The sequence below is a fragment of the Alteromonas sp. AWQ4_252 genome (assembly GCF_056158205.1).
On sequence record NZ_JBSWSV010000001.1, the window covers coordinates 4,582,422 to 4,605,114 of the forward strand.

The 22,693-nt window shown below is 46.8% G+C and carries 17 protein-coding genes; 7 read left to right on the top strand and 10 right to left on the bottom strand.

Translation table 11 applies throughout. The features are described from left to right. Window positions 1-40 precede the first annotated feature (40 nt). Window positions 41-1,165 (bottom strand): hypothetical protein, encoded by a 1,125-nt coding sequence (locus ACXACM_RS20060; RefSeq protein ID WP_474824090.1) that lies wholly within the window; start codon window positions 1,163-1,165, stop codon window positions 41-43. A gap of 124 nt (window positions 1,166-1,289) precedes the next feature. Here ACXACM_RS20060 and ACXACM_RS20065 point away from each other — a divergent pair, with 124 nt between their 5' ends. The 5 genes from ACXACM_RS20065 (at window position 1,290) to ACXACM_RS20085 (ending at window position 6,218) form a co-directional block, all read left to right on the top strand. Further along, a complete protein-coding gene (locus tag ACXACM_RS20065; protein ID WP_474824430.1) occupies window positions 1,290-3,170 on the top strand; it encodes a metallophosphoesterase family protein in 1,881 nt (626 codons plus the stop codon). After that, a complete protein-coding gene (gene fldB, locus ACXACM_RS20070; protein ID WP_474824092.1) occupies window positions 3,167-3,703 on the top strand; it encodes a flavodoxin FldB in 537 nt (178 codons plus the stop codon). Before ACXACM_RS20065 ends, fldB begins: the two co-directional genes overlap by 4 nt. Beyond that, a complete protein-coding gene (locus tag ACXACM_RS20075) occupies window positions 3,690-4,493 on the top strand; it encodes a CLCA_X family protein (RefSeq protein WP_474824094.1) in 804 nt (267 codons plus the stop codon). The genes fldB and ACXACM_RS20075 overlap by 14 nt, the downstream gene beginning before the upstream one ends. Window positions 4,494-4,631: 138 nt before the next feature. After that, the gene (locus ACXACM_RS20080; protein ID WP_474824096.1) at window positions 4,632-5,039 is read left to right on the top strand and encodes an ExbD/TolR family protein; all 408 of its coding nucleotides are present in this window, start codon (window positions 4,632-4,634) and stop codon (window positions 5,037-5,039) included. 165 nt (window positions 5,040-5,204) lie between these two features. After that, window positions 5,205-6,218, top strand: coding sequence for a choice-of-anchor A family protein (locus ACXACM_RS20085; protein ID WP_474824098.1), 1,014 nt, complete (start codon window positions 5,205-5,207; stop codon window positions 6,216-6,218). Here the strand turns inward: ACXACM_RS20085 and ACXACM_RS20090 are convergent. The 7 genes from ACXACM_RS20090 to ACXACM_RS20120 form a co-directional block, all read right to left on the bottom strand. Further along, window positions 6,198-8,486 carry a cellulose synthase subunit BcsC-related outer membrane protein gene (locus ACXACM_RS20090; RefSeq protein ID WP_474824100.1) on the bottom strand — a complete coding sequence of 763 codons (2,289 nt, stop codon included), beginning with the start codon at window positions 8,484-8,486 and terminating at the stop codon, window positions 6,198-6,200. The two genes, ACXACM_RS20085 and ACXACM_RS20090, sit on opposite strands and share 21 nt — an antisense overlap. Next, window positions 8,486-9,526 carry a family 8 glycosyl hydrolase gene (locus tag ACXACM_RS20095; protein WP_474824102.1) on the bottom strand — a complete coding sequence of 347 codons (1,041 nt, stop codon included), beginning with the start codon at window positions 9,524-9,526 and terminating at the stop codon, window positions 8,486-8,488. The genes ACXACM_RS20090 and ACXACM_RS20095 overlap by 1 nt, the downstream gene beginning before the upstream one ends. Further along, complete coding sequence (locus ACXACM_RS20100) at window positions 9,520-11,793, bottom strand: cellulose biosynthesis cyclic di-GMP-binding regulatory protein BcsB (protein WP_474824104.1); 2,274 nt, start codon at window positions 11,791-11,793, stop codon at window positions 9,520-9,522. The genes ACXACM_RS20095 and ACXACM_RS20100 overlap by 7 nt, the downstream gene beginning before the upstream one ends. Then, window positions 11,790-14,000, bottom strand: coding sequence for a UDP-forming cellulose synthase catalytic subunit (bcsA, locus tag ACXACM_RS20105; protein ID WP_474824106.1), 2,211 nt, complete (start codon window positions 13,998-14,000; stop codon window positions 11,790-11,792). The genes ACXACM_RS20100 and bcsA overlap by 4 nt, the downstream gene beginning before the upstream one ends. A 1-nt stretch (window position 14,001) precedes the next feature. Then, window positions 14,002-14,478, bottom strand: coding sequence for a hypothetical protein (locus ACXACM_RS20110; protein WP_474824108.1), 477 nt, complete (start codon window positions 14,476-14,478; stop codon window positions 14,002-14,004). Window positions 14,479-14,586: 108 nt separating this feature from the next. Then, window positions 14,587-15,309: a tRNA1(Val) (adenine(37)-N6)-methyltransferase gene (locus ACXACM_RS20115; protein WP_474824110.1), complete on the bottom strand. Its 723-nt coding sequence runs from the start codon at window positions 15,307-15,309 to the stop codon at window positions 14,587-14,589. Continuing rightward, entirely contained in the window at window positions 15,309-15,938 is a 630-nt protein-coding gene (locus tag ACXACM_RS20120) for an NAD(P)H-binding protein (RefSeq protein WP_474824112.1), read from the bottom strand. The genes ACXACM_RS20115 and ACXACM_RS20120 overlap by 1 nt, the downstream gene beginning before the upstream one ends. Before the next feature lie 56 nt (window positions 15,939-15,994). On the opposite strand from ACXACM_RS20120, the gene ACXACM_RS20125 reads away from it, so the two are divergent. Next, window positions 15,995-18,202, top strand: coding sequence for a S9 family peptidase (locus tag ACXACM_RS20125; protein ID WP_474824114.1), 2,208 nt, complete (start codon window positions 15,995-15,997; stop codon window positions 18,200-18,202). A 61-nt stretch (window positions 18,203-18,263) separates the two neighbouring features. Here the strand turns inward: ACXACM_RS20125 and ACXACM_RS20130 are convergent, their stop codons facing one another. Continuing rightward, window positions 18,264-18,638, bottom strand: coding sequence for a PH domain-containing protein (locus tag ACXACM_RS20130; RefSeq protein WP_474824115.1), 375 nt, complete (start codon window positions 18,636-18,638; stop codon window positions 18,264-18,266). 18 nt (window positions 18,639-18,656) lie between these two features. After that, entirely contained in the window at window positions 18,657-21,491 is a 2,835-nt protein-coding gene (locus tag ACXACM_RS20135) for a bifunctional diguanylate cyclase/phosphodiesterase (RefSeq protein ID WP_474824117.1), read from the bottom strand. Between the two features lie 206 nt (window positions 21,492-21,697). Here ACXACM_RS20135 and ACXACM_RS20140 point away from each other — a divergent pair, with 206 nt between their 5' ends. Then, window positions 21,698-22,693, top strand: a complete 996-nt coding sequence (locus tag ACXACM_RS20140; RefSeq protein WP_474824432.1) for a serine/threonine dehydratase — start codon at window positions 21,698-21,700, stop codon at window positions 22,691-22,693.

The following is a 22,693-nucleotide window of genomic DNA, read 5'->3' on the forward strand; positions in this document are numbered from 1 at the left end:
TCTACTCCGGTGTACAATGGCACACCGGAGTAGAACGTTATTATTCAAACCATTCTGACTGTAACGGCGTAGAAAACAACAGAGGTGCCATAGCCTCATAATGCGCTTTGTTAACCTCACACCGAATGTTTTTCAGGTAATTTTGCTTCCATGGGTCGTTTACCATCCACAGTTCATCATCAACAACTACAAGCCCTTCAATAGACGCGTTGTCCATGATTTCTGGCGACTGACAGGCTGAATCTTCACTGTCTGCCGGCGCGGTAAAATGCATTAAAACGCGCTTCAACTGCGAACCATCTTCGGGGATGATCCACAATTCATTATCGTTACGTGCCGCAGCCAACAAATACCCTTTTTCATTGTTATGTTTGTAATAAGCCAAACCATTTATCGGGTGATTACCACTGCTAAACGTTGGCATAGCTAAGGCTGGTTCGCTCACGGCAACAAAATCTGTGCTGTCCCAAAACCCATCTTCCAGTTGCACAGAAAAAATACGCGGCTGTCCGTTGGCATCTTTTTCAAGACCGAGGTACAAGGTTCTGATGTCGTTCATCGCCATACCTTCAATACCGTCGTTGGGGAAATCCCCCACCTGCATCTGTTTATCATACTGAATTGGCCGCACTCCGGTCATGGTGGTACCAAACTCTGTTTTTTCTAACCTCACTAAGAGCGTGGGATAATCCGTAGAACCCGTTTCCTCATATTTTTGCTGACAGCGAACGGACAACGCTCCCGTGCGAGTAGCATCTTCGGTGACCGTGTAGAACACTCCGGGCTGATTCGGATCCGCAACCAACGCTTCCAGATCTGGTTTATCTGCAAGATAGGCACTGAAACAACTTCGCCGAACAATATTCGACATTCGCATTTTTTCACTGTCGCTGGAGAAAACTGCTTGTTCCTGGTCGATGTAGTGAAGTTTGCGCTGCATATCTTCTGTGGCACTGCCATCAGACAAAGTAACTAAATGGCCGTCCCATACAGTCAGACCTGATGTTTGTGGATCAACCATGATCTCGCCCTGACTATTTTTAATCCATTTTCCCTCGACAGCTAAAGACGATTCGTTAGACTGAACATCAATGTGTTCCGGTGCCTCGCTACAGGCACCCAGTGCACACAAGGCCAAGCTGGCTAAAACAATATTTTGTTTCATTGTTTTCCTTTAACTGATTGAGGAATTGAGAAATAATTTCTATCATCGCGTATTGCAAATGGTTGGGCAAGTACCCGGCAAGCAAAACGCTTCACGAGTTATCGCAAAGGAGCGTTACAAGAAAATGTCATTGCTTCCTCTGATCGTAGCTGGCCCCCTGCTGCGACATACTTGTAGCGACGGTTTCACGGTATGGTGTGTCAGCACAGATGAAATAACGCCTTCACTCGCCTTAAACGGCGAGCAAGTCCCAACGACAATAGATACCGTTAGAGTTGGTGAAAGGGCTTTTTTTCATTTGCTTACAGCAACACCTGCAAGTGGTTTGAAAGCCGGATTACGGAATAGTTATGACCTCGCTTTCAGCAATGACGACCAGCAATCGCGGTGGGATGATGAAAAAAAGGAAGCCTGCTATCCTGGTGAACGGGCCTTTTCCTTCTATTGGCAACCCACGCTTACCAATGTGCTTCACGGTTCGTGTCGCAAACCTCACCACCCGGAAAAAGACGCCCTTACCCGTGTTGATAGCCTCATTGAAGATGAATTAAATGGCGGTGATATCCGGCCCGACATGCTCCTTCTCACTGGCGATCAGGTTTATACCGATGATGTTGCCGGACCAACGCTACAGGCTATTCACAACGTTATTGCTATACTTGGGCTGTACGAAGAGCCACTGGAAGGGGCCATCGTTGAGCACAGTGGTGCGTTATACAATCACCCTTTAAATTACTACCAGCGCGACCATATCTTGCCGAGCATTGCCATGAATACGGCATTGTCTAAGTTATTTTTCAGCGCTAAACAGAAGCCTGTGTTCACATCGGTAAACGCCAAGAACCATTTAATTAGCCTGGCTGAAATTCTGGCGATGTACTTGCTGGTGTGGTCTCCGTCGTTGTGGAAACACTTTCAACTTTCAGCAGACCAGGTACCAGAAGAACACAAAGCACAATTTGAACAAGAACAGACTGTAATAGAAGACTTTGTTACCTCTTTGCCCGCTGTCCGCAGAGCCCTTGCCCACATTCCCGTTTACATGATTTTTGACGATCATGATGTCACCGACGACTGGAACTTAACCCGGGGCTGGGAACAGGAAGTATACGGCCACCCTCTTTCCCGAAGAATGGTGGGCAACGCCCTGATAGGTTACTGGCTTTGTCAGGGATGGGGAAATCAACCGGCTAAATTCAAAGAGATTCTCGAGCAAGCCAGCAATGTGTTTACAAGTCAGGGTCTGCAACAGCAAGACGAATTTATCAATACCCTGTTCGACTTTGAAGACTGGCACTATAGCCTGCACACCACCCCGCCCGTTTATGTAATGGACACGCGAACCCGCCGCTGGCGCTCTGAGTCGAGCTTAAACAAACCGTCAGGCCTGATGGACTGGGAAGCCCTTTGCGAATTTCAACAGGCATTAATTGGTAAAAATGCTGTGATTGTCGTATCTGCAGCGCCAATATACGGGGTCAAAATGATCGAAGCCATTCAAAAGGTCTTTACCTTTTTCGGCAAAGCACTCACTGTTGACGCGGAAAACTGGATGGCCCACAAAGGCACTGCCAATGTCATACTGAACATTTTCAGGCATTACAAAACACCGCCTGAATTTATAATTTTGTCAGGCGATGTGCACTATTCGTTCGTTTATGATGTTCGTTTGCGATTTAGACGAAATAGCCCGCATATTACACAATTTACCTGCAGCGGCATGAAAAACACCTTTCCTCCAGGGTTACTTAAATGGCTTGATAGGCTTAATCGTTGGTTCTATGGTCATAAATCGCCGCTAAACGTATTTACCCGGAGACGAAACATGTCAGTCCGTTCCCGGCCTCCCGCTGGGCAAGAAGACACCACCCTGCTAAATGCTTCAGCCATCGGTCAGCTTGTTTTAACGGAAAATGACACCACTGTAACGTGCAAAGCTTTGTGCAGTAATGGGGATACGGTAGAATTTCCGCCCCGGGAAGATGAGAAGAAAGGTGAAGAATGAGTGACGCAGGACTGTCTATCGGTTTGTTTTATGGTTCTACAACCTGCTACACCGAAATGGCGGCAGAAAAAATTCAGGCCCAAATGAACGCTCTGTTTGATGCGCCTGTTGTCAGCGTGTTCAATATTAAAGATACTGAATTAAAACAGTGTGAAGCTTTCGATATTCTCATCTTTGGCATTTCCACCTGGGATTTCGGCGAACTGCAGGAAGACTGGGAATCGAGCTGGGAAGATGTTTACCAGCTCGACCTGAAAGATAAAACGGTCGCGCTCTTTGGACTCGGCGATCAGTTAGGCTACGCAGACTGGTTCCAGGATGCCCTTGGCATGTTGCACGACGCATTATCAGGGTCAGGTTGCGAGTTCATTGGTCTGTGGCCTAATCAAGGCTACGATTTTGCGGCGTCTAAAGGGCTGACTGAAGATAAAACTCATTTTGTCGGGCTTAGCCTGGATGACGAGAATCAGTATGATCTCACCGATGATCGCATTCAAACCTGGTGTCACCAACTGTTAGATGAACTTGGATAACAACAAGCCTGGCAGGCTTCACCGGGAATATTTTCGCAATGGTCCATCGCACCGCGACGGTGCCGATGTCAGTTTTCAGGACATTCGTAAGCTGTTTAATTTTGCCAGTATTACTGTTGGAAAATGGGTAACACCAGAGGAACAGCAGTTGGCAGCAAATTTATTTTTTGATGCGCTGTACGACCTCGTTGAAATTCTTCAGGTCAACGAGCAGGTTATTTCTCTCAATGGAAGCCTGTCTCTGGCTTTTGGCAGTGGTGGTCAAAAACACAGTAGTGCACATTATAACAGTGCCAAACGGCAACTCGCTTTAGCTAAGAACGCCGGAGGCGGTGCATTGGCTCACGAGTGGTTTCACGCCTTTGATCATTACATTGCGTCCTATGTTTTCGACGGTCTACCGCCGGGATCCTTCGCCTCCAAAGCGTGGTTAGACAACGCTCAAATTCGCTCCCACCCCTTAAATGACAAGCTCTGCGACTGTTTCAGGCTGATGTTTCTAAACGATCAAAATGCACCCGGTGCCTATCTTTTGCGATCAATTGAGGCTGATCGCGCGTTAAAAATGTATTACTATGCTATGCCACAGGAAATGGCTGCACGGGCTTTTGAAGCTTGCATTCAGGATAATCCGCTAAAGAATGCCTTTCTTGTACAGGGAACAAAAAAGTCTACAGAGGCTAGACTTGGTATTTATCCTCATGGTAATTTGCGTATACAGCTTAATGATTCGTTAATGTTGTATTTTTACCAACTCGGGGTAGCCCTGACGAAAAAATCACCGCAATAATTATACTCATCGGTGATATTGGCCAAAAAGCCAGCAACAAGTGTTAATAACGGTGTCTGTTTCTTACAAAATACTATTAGTTTTGCTAACAAACAGTATACTAAGGTGCTCGAACTTAAAGAGAAGAAAGACTACGAGATGAAAAGAAAAAAGCATACCAGTGCCGATGACGAGGCACAGATTGACATGACCCCCATGTTGGACATCGTGTTCATCATGTTGATCTTCTTCATTGTTACCACCTCTTTTGTGAAAGAGAAAGGACTGGACGTAAATCGTCCGGACGATAACAAGTCGAATAATAATCAGCCTTCAAGATCCCTTTCTATCCGTATTGATGCGAACGGTGTGATTAGCATGGGTGGCCGTGAAGTAGACATCCGCCGTGTTGTTGCAAACGCGCAAACTTTTCTTGCTGAAAACAACACTGATTCTGCTGCGATTCAGGCTGATCAAGATACCGAACACGGTATTGTTGTTGAAGTAATGAACCAGGTGAAAATTGCTGGTATTGAGAAAGTCTCAGTACTGGTAAAAGATTCCTAAGTTCGACTAATACTAAATAAACTTAAAAACGCGGCTTTTGCCGCGTTTTTTTGTATTAACGTCAATCGTACGCTGGTTAGAGTGGTCATTTTTGCCTAAGTATCATACAATTCTACAAACTGTCTGGTAGCACGTTTGTGTTGCTTTTCCTATTCGGGTTTCTTTATGGGTAAATTCAGCCTCAAAGTATTGTTCCTTACGCTTGTATCTTGCACCGCAAGCGTTAATGCTGCTCCGGTAGTATTGAATCAGGCATTTGATTTTAACGCGTATATTCTCCAGAACATGACTGCCAGCCATTCAGATGTGGAAGGCACGTTGGCCGTCGGCGGCGATCTAACTGCCCAACATTATGGGTTTGGACTGGAAGTACCGGATAACAGCGGAAAAAACATTATTACTGTGGGTGGAGATGCAACTGTTCGTGATGCGCGTATTTACAACGGTGATGCGGTTGCCGCGGGTAACATTGATATTGACGCTTCAGTTGGCCTTTACGACATTAACGACACTAACAATACGCATCAGTTTTATCAGGATACGTCTTTTGACTTCGGCGCAATCAATGCCGACTTATTGAGTACCTCATCACTTTGGGGGGCCATGCCAGATACAGCATCTACGACCATCAATGGCAATGGTGTGGACGTATGGAGTATCGATTTTACCGGTACCAGCGATTTCAACATATTTTCCATTGACGCCGCCACCCTCTCGGCAGCAGACAAGAGTATTCATTTTAATTTCAGCACAGACAGCCTCAATATTATTAATGTCACAGGCGACAATGTGTCGTTATTTAATACGGGTTTCTATGGTGCGGACGGCTCTAAAATCATTGACAATCAGCCTGGCGTTATCCGCCATGATGGCACTTACACAAACAACGTCCTGTTCAACTTTGTCGACGCTACATCACTGAGCCTCAGTAGCATTGCGGTTAAAGGAAGCATCCTCGCTCCCCTTGCTGATACAGTATTTTACAACGGGCACATTGACGGTAACTTTATCGTAAAAAGCCTTACTTCTCCCTCGGGCACTGAAACCGGGCAAATTAATGACTATCGCTTTGGTGATATTACTTTTAATGTAAATGAGCCTGCTACAGCAATTCTGTTTGCTTCGGTATTAGGTCTATTGGGCTTGCGTTCTCGCTCATCAAAACGCATAGCCCTTTAGCGCCGGGTTACTACCAATAAGCATATCACTGGTAACGCCACTTCTGTTATTTGCATACCAGCGCACCTCAATGCCAGCATAGCTGGCTTGATAAGCTACCGCATGAGCACGGCTGAAATAAGCAGCAACTGACCAGTGTTTTGAAAGTTGATACTGACCTTCTATCATCATCTCAGCATTAAAACCACGTTGTGTAAAAGCAGGAATATTGCTGCCTGTAGATAACAATGGAAAACGCACGTTACCTTCTTGTTTAATGTGGCTCCAGCCCACACCGCTTCGCGCCCGAACCTGCCATTTTTCAGCTTCAAGAGTAAGAAGCTCAGCAGCACCACCCAAACTCAAAAATTGCTGCGGACTGAAATAGCCACCATGCCCTACTGTAAAGGCACTCAAATCATGCTTGTATGATTGCCAGCTGATATAAGGGCCAACGCGAAAATAATCCATTTTCTGCCACACATGACTGGCAATATCGTAATTGAGGTCTGCCCGAACTGCATACATGGCATTGTCATCCACACGCTCTCCGTCAAGCACGGCGGCGTCAGTTGAAATAGCCACAGCCCAATCAGGCTTGATAGTCCAAACACCCAGCGCGCGTATTCCGGTTTGCAGAACTCCGCCCCAGGCTTGCTCATCTCCCCTATCAGGGCCGTTTTCCCAGGTGCCTGTTTGACTTAATAAGCTATCGTCCTTTCGCTCTCTATATGCCATCACGGATATCAGCGAATCGGGTTGATACCATGTGCCGCTTAGTGCACCTGTTAGACGTGTTGAAACGGGTTGATCAAGAAGTCTGTATCCTAAAGCCCCATACCAGGTCCAGTCAGTTTCCTGGCGGGAGTAGCGCACCATAACGCCCTCTCCTGCCTGTTTGGCATCACCCAAAAAAGGACTGTTATCCCGCAACTCACTTCCAAACCAACTTCCCTGGTTGGGAGTACCACTGAAAACACTTTCATACTGCAGGTTCACATCCAGACGAGCACGCTGCCACATGAGCGCCGCGCCGATATAGCCCTTGTGTTCATCAAGATTCCCTAACCCACGTTCACCGCTTCGATTTCTTGCCGCTGCGCCACTATAAAACTGCATGGAGCGTTCTGTAGCCTCTTCAACCAATGACCCTTTGTAACGTATCGCTAAATCGAATTGTTTGCGCAACCAACCTATTTCACCGTGCTGTCGAGCGATGAAGCGCTCGACAAATGGCATTGTTGATGCAAAAGGCGCTAAACGTTCTGCGTTGTAGCCAAAGGCACTAAGCATACCATTCTGATAACTCTCATTATCGGGTGCGGCAGCTAGCAATTGTAAAAATACCTGTTGAGCTTCTTCGCTATCGTTCATGGCCTGAAGTGTCCAACCGAACAGCGCCTTACGCTCATCGGTTAAGCCACCACGCTCAGCCAGTGCTCGGGCTGCATCAGCACTCTTCTCAAAAGCGCCGGTTGTATAATGCTTCACTTGCTCAGAGGCCAACGCGTTAATACACCATTCATTTAGCTCAGCCTCGTCGTGACTACATGCCAGTGCCATCGCCTTTTGTTGTTCCCCCGCAGCACTCAGTGCCAGCGTTTTGCCGTAAACATGAGAGACTTTATCAAACAGTTTCAACGCGGTGTCGTAATTACCTTGCTCCAGCGCCTGCCAACCTCGTGCTACAACCTGCCCTCTCATCTGCTTGGGCGCTTGTTTTAACAAGGTATCTATCGCTTGCCAGTTGTTGCTTTTAAACGCTTCGTAGGCCTGGGCGTCGGTAACAGCTGCCAGTGCATCAGCCCGGGGTTTAGCGCTGCCGCTACTCACTTTAGAGAAAAGCCGCTTCGCTGTATCCAACTGGTTGCGCGCCATATATATCCAGCCCATCAGCAGCAAACTTTCATCATCCCCTTGCTGCTCAGCATTATTCCTCGCCTGCTCGATAGTTGTTTCAGGTACCGATAACCACTGTGTATCGGACATTTTAGCAAGCTCACCTAACAGACTTTCTGTAGGGTCCGACTGAGCAGGCTTGAGCTTTGGCTTTGCAGGTAACGGATTATTCATCAGGTGCATTGCATCTTTTAATGCCTTCGACGGTGCCCACTCGGGATGACGTTGTTGTAAACGCTCATATTCTGCGTTAGCAAGCGATAACTGTTGATGCCTGATATGATACCAGACCCCTGTAGTATCAGGCTCGGTGGCTCCGTGAGAGACACTGGGCATAGTCACGTATAACGCTATGGTTGCAGCAAATTGCCCAACTCGAAACCATCTCATCATCGCCCCCTTTCTTCGAGCGCCAGCAAACTAAGCATTACCAGACTGGCAGAAAAGTAATCCATATCATCGTGAAGGTTTAGAGAATTGGACATTTCTAATTGCTCGGGCTTACGCACCAGGTAAAGCGCAGTTACCGCCGCATTTACGGCAACCATACCAGGTGTCATGGGATATGAGGCCTTATCACCGGTTTGCAAATTCCATGTTGCGGGTGCACGCCCTCCATCCCAGTAACTCAAAAAGGGCTTTGCGAGACTAATATCAACTCCCTGCCAGGCCAAATGTAGCGGGATACGACAGGCATTGAAGCCAAAGTCAGGTGACACGACTTCATCAAGAGAAATACCGCTCTCGGTAACCCGCAGCCAATCCGGGGAGATTTGCCACTGAGCTTCGCTTTTAGCGATAAGCGCGATGCCGGAAATAGCGACATCGTCCCAAACAGCATCGCCGGTAACTTCTGCAAATGCGTGAAAAGCAGGGAATACCCAGTACGACAAATTCACCTGCACATCGCCATTGGGATAAACAAATCCCTTTTCTCCAGGCAATAGAAGCACTTCGCCATGTCTGGCAAGGATCACAGTTTTTCGCAATGCATTAATAATTGCCATGGCGTGTTTGCGGTAGTGCGGCGCGTCCCATTTTTTTGCAGCTTTTAATAGCGCCCACGCTATTAAAATCTCACCATCTGAAGCGTTGTTTAGATCGTCAACACAACTTCTGTCAGCGGCTGGGCACGGTCTGTATCGCCAGCTAAAGAGGTTATCGGCTCGCTGTAACCGCGACTGAGTCCATTCCCACAGTCTTTCAAACCGGGGCTTGTCATCTGCAGCAACGGCAAAGAGCATTCCGTATCCCTGCCCTTCAGAGTGCGATACATTGTCATTGCCTGTGTCTACAATACGACCATTGTCATAAAAGCGGGAATGGTAGCGTTCCCAGGCTTCCTCAAATGGCGATGTGGGCGGGGAGTCACATGCGACTAACGTTAAGCACGCGAATAAGGCGCTAAAAAATTGCCAGTACTTTACCATTGCGTCTGGATCTTTTTGTTTCTACGACGCAGTAGCCAGAACGCTAATAATGCGCAAAATATAGCAATGGCAATGAAGGCTATCAGCCAGTACCAGGGATGATTTGTTAGCCACATTCGAGTTTCTAACCAGACATCGTCGTACGCGCCAATCACATACACATCTGCAACTTGCATGACCAGTGAGGGTTTTTCTTTATTTTCCCAAACAATGAAATCTCCGCCTAATTGCCCCCAAATTGCGGGGGAAATCAAATCTGTCGTACGCGCTAACATAGTTTCTGCGGTGTCCGCGGCAAGAATAAAAACAGTACCGGTATTTTCACTATGGGGATTTTCTTGTGCGAGTAACAGCCCCAACGCCCCCAACTCACTTTGCTGAGCAGTGACGCCATGCATCAGCGCACCGTCATGCTCTTTGTTCTCCGCAGCTGAACGCAGGCGATTGTGAAGCAAATTTTGCAACCGGTAAGGCCATCTTTTCGTGTCCTGTATTGTAGCGTGAAAAGCCTTACCGTAACCTGTTGGCATTGCATCGGGTGTTGCCAGAACAAAGGCAGAATTGGTGGTTACCGCAGGTATCTTGCGATGTAATTGTAGAGAAGGTATAAGCGTGCCGGCTGATTGCGCTAGTTTGCCGACAAGTGTCAGGCCCGAATCAATCAGTTCGTCAGAGCTGAGATAAACATCAGCATGCCCTGCCCCATTAACCTGAGCCATAGGATAGGCTGTTTCAGCAAGCAACCGCAAATCAGGTTGTCTGGCAACACTTCCTGCCTTGGGGATCTCTACACGGCTTGTGGGCAGAAGCTGAAAGTGCAAATACTTGCCGGGTATATCATCGCAGGCCACGTCGGCCACAGGCGGACGCATAGTTACGTCCACCGCAATGTTATTCCGACCGCCTTTGAGATGCCGAGCTGGTATATTGAGCTGATAGTTTCGAAAAGATTGCCCATTGACGTTTGCCAAAGGCAACCCGTGAACCAATTCGCCATTCACCTCAATATTCATTGCCGAACCGGGCCCAAAACCAGCGCCATAAGCAAAATCTAAATAGATTTCAAGTGTTGCACTTTCAGGCACATAGAAATCGGCAGGCAGTGTAAACTCAACCTGTTTTTCAAAAGCGCGTTCTCCTCGAAAATCTGCGCCCCCATCTCCCATGTCTCCCAGTGAGTAACTGCCCCCGGGAATCAGGGTATCAACAGAGAGCGGCAAAGTATCACTGGCATACTCAAAACCATCAATAATGGTATGGCTATTGGGGTTCAGCACATCGTCCATTAGCGCAAGGGCCTCTGCGGCCATGAGTACTTCACGTTCCTGGGTACCCGACACTATCAGGCGATGCCGGGACGATACATACAATGTACCGTCAGTAAACCGAATTTCCGGCGTTTTCTCTACGCCCAGATAAGCCCCTTTAATACGATTAAATGTTTCTTCGCTTAGGTACTCCCTTAACTCGGCACTGGTGCCCACCAATACGTGAACACCTTCTTCTTCGCGATTGAGATAATAGCTGCTTTGTAAAAGCGCTTCGCGGTCATCACTTTTCAGTACTTGGCCCTGAGGTAGTCCAGGCTCCTGAGGGCGAATAGGTAGATGCTGAAAATGAAATTGCAGTGGTTGATATTCAGCCCGCAGCGCCAGTGCTTGAGCGACGGTGGGTAAAGCCTTCAGCATAACAGAGGTCGCTGCATTATCTGCTGAAAGCAAGCTGACAGTCGTTTGGCGGCCAATACCCGGGCTAAACATATCGCTGAGTTCTGCCAGTGTCATGATGTTGTCTTCACGGGTAGTTTCAACAACGAGTGAAGAACGGTATAAATCCAATTCGGTCCACAATTCTGGTGCTGCACCATCCACACACTGGTTAGCATAATGCTGGCTAACCGCAAATGTCAGCGTATTGTACCCCTCACGCCAAAGCTCCGCCGGTAATGCAATCATAGGGTTTTTATTCGGGTTCGCTGGATCAAGGGCAATCTGTCCAATAGTGGCATTATTGAAGCGCACACTAAGTACTGAGCGCTGCTGGACTAGGGCGATGGAATGGACCGCACGTAAGTCAAGCCAGGCATCGGTAACAGTGTGACCACCAGCAAGCGGCACTGATACGTTCAACTCAGCGACACTGCCCTGCAGGCGGACAACGCTATCGCCGGCATAGAAGTCAGAGATCCGCATACGATAGTTCTCTGCTTGCGCACAATAAGCAACAAACAGCGCACTGAAAACAACAAAAAGAAGACGTGTTATCACGATAAATTACCTTTCCCTGAATGTTTTTGCCAAAATTGACGACTGTGAAACCAGAAGTGGAGAAATGCAGGTCGAACACTCATTTTTAATACATGTCGAACCCCAAACCAGTAGGATATAGAACGGGTGCGACGACGTTGAAAGCTTTGCCAGCGCCGACTGTCACCCATTACGAAACGAATGATATCATCGATATTGTCTGACGTTTGCAGGAAGCTAAACCTCACCTCGTGCTCCTCAGGGCTTACTGTAACGATTTTACAGGGTAACCTAATTTTGCCTACGTCACCTTTTCTGTCTACCAGCAAGGTAACTGTTTCAGGTAACGGACAATTAATCGCGTCGAGGCGCGACTTTGCCCCTCCCAAAGATAAATCTATTAAATGGCCGGTCCAGGCACTCTCCCCGTCGTCAGCAATCAACCGGATGTGATCACTGGCAGGAAGTCTTGCTTGCTCCCGTATTTGCCTTTTCTCTACCAACACACCCATCACACTGAATAACAAGAGTAAATTAAACGAATTCCAGGCAAGGACTACAGCCGTTAGCTCACGAGTTAACGGTTCTGATATCATTTTCATTACCCCTGCCACAGTGGCAACGGTGAGTAGCGCTAACAAAGCATAAAACACGCCAGACAGCGGAGAGATAAATGTGCTGGCCAAACTCTGTCCCTTCGGTGTCACAACAAAAGACGGCGCCTTGGGATTGCGGAAAACTCTTAGCAAGGCCCGTAATGTGAAAACACATTGCAAAATTTCGTATAGTTCTGAAACCATTGGCCATCGCGTTTTACCAAATAGCATGGTCGACAACATATAAGTAGCAATTACGTGGGGCAATGTGAAAGCAGCAATCTCGGTCAATGAAGCGTGATACACCTGCATGCCGAATACGAGATATGCCAGTGGCATTAGCAAGAAAATAATTCGGGCGAAGGGAAATAGCCAGAACAAGATCGAGCTCATGTAACCAACCCGTTGATGCCAGCTCAATTTTCTGTCCAAAAACGGCTTTTTTAGGAGCAAAATTTGCGTCATACCCTGGGCCCAACGCATGCGTTGCTGAATGAAAGCATCGAAGGTTTCTGGCGCTAGTCCACTTACCATAGGTCTGTCCACGTAAACAGATTCATAACCCATTGCATGCAAATCAAAAGCCGTTTCAGCATCTTCTGTTATGGATTCCCCCGACAATCCATCAACCAATTCCAGGTGGGCGCGTCTGATCACTGCAGCCGAGCCACAGAAAAAAGAAGCAGACCAATAATCAAGACCTTTTTGAATCGTGCCGTAGAACATGTCATTTTCTGAGGGCATACGGCTAAATGCGGAAAAATAGTTGCGCTCCACCGGGTCAGGATTTGCCATAAAATGAGGCGTTTGAACCAAAAACACTTTTTCATTCTCCACTAACCAGGGCACGGTATGATCGAGAAAGTCAATGGTAGGTACGTGGTCTGCATCCAAAATAACAACTAGCTCACCTTCGGTATTAGCCAGGGCCGCATTAACGTTTCCTGCTTTAGCAAACTCATTTTTATCACGGGTATGGTATTTTGCTCCCAGCCGTTTACACATGGCCTGCATGGCTTTGCGCCGTACTTTGGCGGCTGTAGCTGCAATCTCATCGCTTTGGGTCAGCTTCTCCGTGGTACTGCCGTCGTCCAGCAAATGTACATTTACTTTGTCCTGCGGATAATTCAGCATTTTCGCTGCACGAATTGTCACTTCTAAAATGGCTTCAGCTTCGTTATAGGAGGGAATGAGGATGTCTACCGTAGGAAGCGCCTCTGCGGGTATAGATTTAATAGACTTAAGTGGCCGCTGAAGGGGAAACGCGTTAACAATACAACCAAGGATATGAGTGAGGGCAGCATAGACTTCCGCCAAAAACAGTAACCAGACTGCAATCAGTGACACCCAGTCTGTGGCAGTGAGGGTATACATGCCCCGCCAGAGAATGTACCGGACAGTAAGTGCAAGGCCCAAAAATATCGCCAGCAACCTGAATACATATCGCCAACGGTGATAGGCCGTAGATTCCAAATTGCACAGTCTGATGCAAAACAACAACACCAAGGACACTAATAATTGCGAAAATGCATCCATTGGTGCAACGAGAAGAAGACTGAGTATAAAGAGACCAAAAACAAAAAAAAGCGTCGGCGACCAAAATTGCCCGCCGTGTTGCCGTGAAGCCTTCAAATTAGCGTCCCAAAAGTGGCACTCTTGTAACGACTGCGTAATTCCCTCTGTTAATTAAACGTAGGTGACTGTCTGTGACATCAACTTCGTGGTTGCTTTCGTAAAAGCGCCTCGACAAAGCATCACGATGACGGCGCTGCTCTTTCAACAACAAAAAACTGGCGGGTACTGCTAATAAGCCTGTAACGAGAGCAACGCATTCAATAACAAACAGCCAGTCAGAGGGCACTGGCGCAACGTTGAGTGAAAAATACAGAATACTTAGGCTTACTACTATAACGATCATTGAAATAGCCATCAACCGCTTCGCTTTTTGAACAGCACGCTCTGCATCGCGAAATATAGCCAAGCGAGTCTGCCACAAATTATTGTAATGCGAGACTGCGTCATCAAACGACGGGGTGCTATCATCTCTTACATGATAGCCTGCAAGAGCATTTTCTGTAGCCTCAGTAAAAGGTAATGATTCAACGTACATCGAGCTTCCCCAATTAATTCTGACTAAATTATCGTCAATATAGGGACAAGGGTAAATTCAACTTTTGTCGAAAACTTATTTTTTCTTATAACTTACATTAAAAAAAAGTTAAAAATTCAGGTAAAAATCAACACACAGGGCTTTGTATTCTGCTGTGTAACGATGATCCGTGTTTCGTATTGTCAGCCCCTGCTCGATACATTCACCCAATTGAAATGAAAAACAAAAGCCGTGCAGATACGTTGCGTGTTGCGGGGTAGCCTGAACACTCAAGCGTTGTCTTAAATGCAATCCAAATGACAAGGCCGCAGCAACAATCTCTTCATCACGTGCAGCAGGATAAACGCAATATATCTTGCCTGTGGCGCAAAGCAGTCGCGAACAGTGTAAAAATAGCTGTTGGGGGGTGAGTGCATCATCATGCCTTGCTAACAAACGGTTTCTTTTTGCAGCTCCATACGCTTGAGTATGTGAGGTTGCCTGTTGGAAGTAAGGTGGGTTACAAACCACAATATCGAAGCCACTTGAGACACGAAGATCTTTTATGTCACTCGCTTCTACTGCTATGCGCTCCGCCCAGGGTGAAGCTGCGACATTGTCTTTAGCCTGCAATACGGCGGCATGGTCAATATCAATTGCCGTGATATGAGCAGCCGGATATTTTTGTGCCATCATCAGGGCAAGAATTCCAGTGCCCGTTCCCGCATCCAATATTCTTGATGCTTGCTCTGGCTGCGCCCAGCTGCCCAATATGAGACTGTCGGTGCCCACTTTCATCGCACAATGCTCCTGGGCGACAAAAAACTGCTTACACTGGAAACCTTTCGCCATTAAAACACCTGCAGTGATATCATTTTTCTGGCCACTTCAGCGGCTCGAACGGGTTTATATTTCGCCAAAGGGCCGCGCATTACCGTTCCCCACAGAGGTGCCAATTTTTTCGCAATATCCTCCATTAACCGGGCATCGAGCCGTTCATCTAGCAGCAAAGACGGTCGCACTGCAGAAGCATTAGGAAGCTGAGGCATGCGCATAATGGCATCTTCCAACTCACCCTTTACGCGAAGATAGAAGTTATTACTTTTGGCATCAGCACCCACCGAAGAAATCCAAACGAAACTGTCTGCTCGCTGGGCTCTTGCTAATTGAGCCGCAACATGAACATATTCAAAATCCACTTTTCGAAAGGCTGATTTCGACCCTGCTTGTTTAAGCGTTGTGCCCAGACAACAGTAAACATGCTTCACACTGAAATAACCCTGATAATCCTGAAATTGCGTAAAATCGATAACCATTGGCGATAGTTTTTTCAGCGGATCAACAAACATACGGGACGGCAGTGGCTTGCGTATCAATAAAGTAATGGCATCATATCTTGGGTCGACAAGTAATTGCCTGACAAGCGCTTGTCCCACGAGGCCGGTTGCACCTAAAACTAAAGCTGTTTTATTACGACTCACCTTGTGTCATCCTGTTTATTCACCTAATTGACAACTTAAAAAACGTTTAAAATATAATGAAAAAAACGCTACTCATCGGAGCCCTTATGCTCAGTTCTGTACTTCACGCCAAAGAGCTCACTATTGATCGCATCTTTGCGTCTCCATCATTAGACGGTGATGCACCACGCAATTTGCAAGTCTCACCAGACGGACAACGGGTAACTTTCTTAAAGGGTAAGAAAGCTGACTACAATCAACTCGATTTGTGGGAGTACCACATCCCGTCAGGCGAAACCCGTATGTTATTCGACTCCACCGCACTACAACAGGGTGCCGCCGAATTGTCTGACGAAGAAAAAGCCCGTCGTGAGCGCATGCGCCTTTCCGGTTCTGGCATTGTGAGCTATCAGTGGTCGAAAGATGGCAAAGCATTACTTTTCCCAATGGGTGGTGATGTGTTTTACCACGAATTGGGAAAAAATGGCGCGAAACAATTATTAAATACGGATGCTTTTGAAACTGATATCAAATTATCTCCAAAAGGGAATTACATTTCTTTCATCCGCGACCAAAACTTGTATATCAAACACATAGCCAGCGGCAAAGAAGTCGCCATAACAGAAGACGGTGGTGGCGACATCAAGTACGGGATGGCCGAGTTTGTTGCCCAGGAAGAAATGAGTAGGATGACGGGTTACTGGTGGTCACCTGATGAAAGCCACATCGCTTTTACGCGAGTTGACGAAGCGCCTGTGGACATCATTACTCGTTCAGAGATTTATGCAGAAAGTATTAAAACAATTGAACAGAAGTACCCCGCAGCAGGCACGCCCAACGTAGCCATTACGCTGGCAATACAAGCCATTGAGACCGGTGCCCGTGAATGGGTTGACCTGGGTAAAGAAAAAGATATCTACCTGGCGCGTGGCCAGTGGATGTCACCAACCGTATTTACCTATCAGTGGCAAAGTCGCGACCAGCAATTACTCGAGCTGCGCAGCTTCGATATAGCTGGCAAGCAATCTTCAGTGTTGTTGTCTGAACGCAGTGACACATGGGTTAACCTGCACGATGACTTAACTTTTCTAACGAGTCGGAAGCAATTTATCTGGGCATCTGAACGCGACGGATTCAAACATCTTTATTTGTATAACAACGACGGTTCTTTAGTTAAGCAATTAACCAAAGGTGAATGGGTGGTTGATGAACTGGAAGCAGTGGATCTTAGTGCTAATAAGCTCTATTTCACCGGCCGCAAAGACACACCACTGGAAAGGCACTTGTACAGTGTGGATCTCACTACGAATGCTATTGAAAAAGTATCTACCCAAGCCGGTTTCCACGGTATTGCATTCGCGAAAGACGCTTCAATTTACGTTGACACGGTATCCACCGTCAATCAGCCGCCACAGGTGAGTTTACACCGGGCGAGCGGCGAACACATTACCTGGCTGGAAGAAAATGCCATAGACGAAACGCATCCGCTTTACGCTTATCAGGATAGCTGGGTTAAGCCCGATTTTGGCACCATCACCACCGATGACAACGCCACCTTGTATTATCGCTTGTACAAGCCCGAAAATATGAAAAAGAAAAACCCCGTGATCGTGTATTTATATGGTGGCCCTCACGCACAGGTAGTAACTAATAGCTGGGGAGGCAACCGAGGGTTACTCATGCAGCATTGGGTGGACCAGGGTTATGTAGTATTTAGCATCGACAACCGGGGCTCAAACTACCGGGGTAAAGCGTTTGAAGATCCTATTTTCAAAAAAATGGGTACTGTGGAAGTCGACGACCAGGTAGCTGGCGTTAAATTTTTACGTACTCTGCCCTATGTGGATGAAACCCGCATTGGTGTATATGGCCACAGTTATGGCGGTTACATGACGCTAATGAGCATGTTTAAAGCTGGTGATTATTTTGCTGCTGGCGTATCAGGAGCTCCTGTTACTGACTGGCGCCTTTACGATACTCACTACACCGAACGTTATATGGGTAACCCCAACACTGACGATGACGCCTATACGGCATCCAGTGTCTTTCCCTATGCAAAGGATTTGAAGGGTGAACTGCTTATTTACCATGGCATGGCAGACGACAACGTTCTGTTCACTCATAGCACCAAGTTGTATAAGCACCTTCAGGACTTAGCGATACCGTTTGAGACTATGGACTACCCAGGCAAGAAACACAGTATTCGTGGAAAACAAACAGGTATTCACCTGTACAACACCATTACCCGCTTTTTCAATCGCAATTTGCACCCGGAAAAAGAATAGCGGACTTACGAAAAAAGGGCTGCATTCGCAGCCCTTTTCAATTATTCACGTGAAAACGTTTCTATCCGAACAACTGTGTCGCCAGAGCTTGCTGAACACCCTGTGCAGCATTTTTACTTAGTTCAATTTCAATAGCTTGTGATTGCCCGGACACCCATATTTTGAGCTCTGAGTCTGTATCAAAGTGACCTGCGGTTTCCACCACAAACTGTGTTATCGATTTGTACGGTATAGAATGGTAATTAACTTTTCGCCCGGTAATGCCTTGCTTGTCGATTAATATCAAACGACCGCTGGTGAATACCACTAAGTCCCTGACAAGTTTGTAAGCACTTACAACACTTTCACTCGGCGAGAGTACCGGAGCCAATTCTTCAGCCACCACAGTGATATCAGTTTCACTCGCGTTACCTAATAATGCATCAAATAAACCCATAATAGTTCCTTGTAATCATCATGCCCGTAAAAGAGTAACATTATTAGGCGGTGTCAGGCGATGCTTCAATGGTATAGGTTTGCCCAAGGCATATCCCTGCCCGTAGTCAACCTTCAACTCCCGTAATGCGTCACAGGTTTCCTGGTCGGCAACGAATTCCGCAATTGTTTGCTTTCCCATACTATGGGCAATCGCACTGATGGCTTTGACTGTTTCGTGATCAATACTGTCACGAGCCATGTTTCTGACAAAAGACCCATCTATTTTCACATAATCCACATCGAGATTTTTAAGATAGGTGAACGAAGACATACCCGCTCCGAAATCATCCAGTGCGAAACGACATCCTTTGGTTTTCAGTGTTTGCATAAAATGCTTGGCAGCACCAATATTAGTAACGGCTGTGGTTTCGGTTATCTCGAAACAGATTTTTTCCGGGGGCACAGTGGAACGGTCGACACGCTCAACTATTCTCTGTAATTGTTCGTTATCACCTAACGTGAGCCCTGACAGGTTGATAGCAACTTTCCCTAACTGGTCAACATGGGCTGGGTGAGCTTCCAGAATTTTAAGCGTATTGTCTACAACCCACCAGTCGATCTTGTTCATTAAGCCATGTCTCTCCGCCAGTGGGATAAACAGCGCGGGACTAATCAACCCTCCATTCCCATCAGGAAGACGCAGTAAAATTTCATAGTGCGCCAGCTCACCATTACCCTTATTCATGGGCATAATAGTTTGGCTGTACAATTCAAACCTGCCGCTCTGGACTGCAGTGTTCAGTACGTTTAGAACGTTACTCTCACTGGACAAACCGTCAGTATCTTCGTGGTTTCTGTGGATAAAGTAACGATTCCGTCCCTCATATTTTGCCTGATAACAAGCGTTGTCCGCAGCTTTAATGAGTTGAGCGACGGTACCACTGCCCTTTTCTATTGGGATCACACCAATACTGGCCCCTACGTAAAATAACCTGTTGTCATGAATAAAACGGTAGCAGGAGATTGCTTTCAGTATGCTATCGAGCTTTGTGGTAACCGTAGTCAGATTCTGGTTTCGAAATATAATACAGAACTCATCGCCACCGATGCGCGCTAAAAGTTCTTGTTCAGTGACCTGCTGACGAAACAAATTAGCCACTTCTTTAAGCAATTTATCTCCCGCGGGGTGCCCACAACTATCATTAACCAGTTTAAATCGGTCCATATCGATAAAGCACATTACGCCGAATTGATCATCCTGCTCCACACTTTCTAAAAATTGTCGAAGCTCATTATCAAAAGCATAACGATTCATCAACCCGGTGAGTTGATCATGGCTGGCCTGATACGCGACTTCGTCTTGCAATACCTGCTCTTTGGTGACATCCCGGGCTATGCCCTCCACAGCTGTCAAATCACCATTTTTTGAACAAATTGGTGTGTCGGTAAATTCAATAATACATACCTTCTCATCACTGCTCTTAAAATGGACTAAGTAAGGCTCAGGCTTTTCTCCCTTTTTAATTTGATCGCTGATGGATCCGTAATTATCAGGAACCTGTTGAATTAGCTGTTGAGACCGACGGCAGAACTCTCTCTCTTCAAAGCCAAGAATGGTTTGTAAACCTGCACTCACATAAACAAACTGGTTGTCCGGGGTTTTTGTGTATACAAAGTGTCGGTGCATATTATCCACAAGCCGCCGGTAACGCTCTTCACTTTTCTGCAGGGCCATACGGGCCCGAAATCGCTCTGACACATCCCGGACAGTTATAGCAAGCGTTGACTCCGCTTTTACCATTTGGACTTTGAGCCACTCGGCCTCCGTGGCCTTACTTTCCGTATGTAGATAGGCTTCGTGATGTTCACCAGATCTAAAAACATCAAACGCTTTTTCTATCAGCGTGCCATGTTCAAGACTATTAAGGTGACGTTTCAGCGATTTCTCTGCCCCTTGACGGCTTAATTGCGGAAATAGCTGATAACTTACTTTATTTGCTTCAAGTAAGAGAAAATCATCATCAATTGATTGATAAATCATTAGTCCATCGAGCGCCGCATCGCTGGCAGTTTGATAGCGACGCTGACTCATTGCTAAATTTAATGCACTTTTCAATTGTTTGTGCAATACCCAACTCACCAGCAAAGACATTGCAATGCCGACAATAGCAATTAGCCAACCTGCGTTGAATCTGCCCGGCTGACTTTGAATATGTAGAGTCCACTGACGACCGAGAAAGTCGATCCCCTCAGCAATGACCGTTGAACCGTCGTCTTCAAACTCACCTTCTTCGAGCAAATGCTGCTGTCCATCGAGGATCATAAAATTAAATTGCGGACCGACTAGATCTCCAATGATCTCATCCAGAATTTCACTGATATCAAAGCTTGCAATAAGAAAACCCAGATGAGCTTCCTGTGGGCTAATGGCTCTTGAATAAACTAAGAAGAAATGGCCACCTTCCCCGGATTGAATGAGCGAACTGTGGAAGTCGTCAGATACTGTAAATGATGTAAGACCTAAATCCCTCAGCGGTGTGCTCATCATAGAGAAACCGGTGCTTGATAGCCCCTGGCTGTTTGGCAGGGTAATCCACCGAACGTTACCTTGTACATCAGTCACGGCTAGAGAAGTATAACCATACTGCATATTCATTAGGGAAACAGCTTGCGCATTAAACCAGTCTATATCGTTGGCAGAAAATGCAGGCCAACTTTGCATAAGGTTAATCATTGCCTGTCTTCGCTCTTTAGCGAAGAGCGACATACTGTTCTCTACCTGGCGAGCCAATGACTCGGCTTTAGATTTCCGCGATTCAAGGTCGTCCTGAATAAGGTATACACCCGAACTTACGAATATACTGCTTAACATGATGAACAGAAAAAACGGCAACAGGTAAATTCTGTTCTTTCTCTCTCGGGGCATGGAAAAGTTTGATCTTAATAAATATAAATGACGATACAGGCTCGGTGTGACATTTTTATTAATTCGCCGGCTGTTATAAACAATGATAGGGTAACGATTCGCATCAACAAACCAATAAGGATATCGTTTTGAGTACCACTTCACAGCCTACTATGGACGACATTTACGCTGCAGCTAATCGACTATCAGGCTGTGTTGCCAGAACGCCTTTATTGGAAAGTAGTTTGCTAAACCGGTGGCTCGGACAGCGCATCTTATTCAAGGCAGAATGCTTACAACGTACCGGTGCTTTCAAACTTCGCGGGGCCACTAATTTTCTGAAATGTTTACAGGAAAAGGGCGAATTACCCCAACGCATAGTGGCAAATAGCTCAGGCAATCATGCCCAGGCAGTTGCCTACGCTGCCAACCAGTTTGGTATTCCCTCGTGCATCTTCGCTACCGAAACTATTTCACCGGTTAAGGCTGCGGCCACACAAGCGTATGGCGCAAAACTGAAACTATTCTCCTCTCGCCCTGAGGCGGATGCTGCCGTAGAAGAAGCGGCGAAGGACCCTGGGACGGTGTGGATCCCTCCCTACAATCACCCGGATATCATTGCCGGCCAAGGCACTGCCTGTCTTGAGGCACTCGAAGACGCCGGCAAAGTGGATGCCATTTTCGCCCCCTGCGGTGGTGGTGGAGTATTAAGTGGCACGTTACTCGCTGCTCGCCATCTTCAGCCTGAAGCTAAAGTCATAGGCGCAGAACCACTGGAAGCAAACGATGCCGCGCGCTCTTTGCAAAGCGGCGTGATTGAAACACTTGCCAGCGCACCCAATACTTTGGCTGACGGTGCGGCAACGCCCTCAGTGGGGTTGCATACATTCCCATTGCTACAACAACTCGATGATTTCTACGAAGTAAACGAAGAACAAATTGCCTACTGGACTCAGTGGTTACAACACCTGTTAAAACTTCACGTGGAGCCAACCAGCGCCATGAGCATGGCTGCTGTTGCCGCCTGGGCAGTGAACTCGCCCCCTGAACAAACTGCAATTGTAATACTGACCGGCGGAAATATTAGCCAGGCGACAATGCAAAAAGTTTGGCAGACAGATTACTTGTTGCAGCCACCAAACATTACCGAACAAAACGAAGAGGAATAA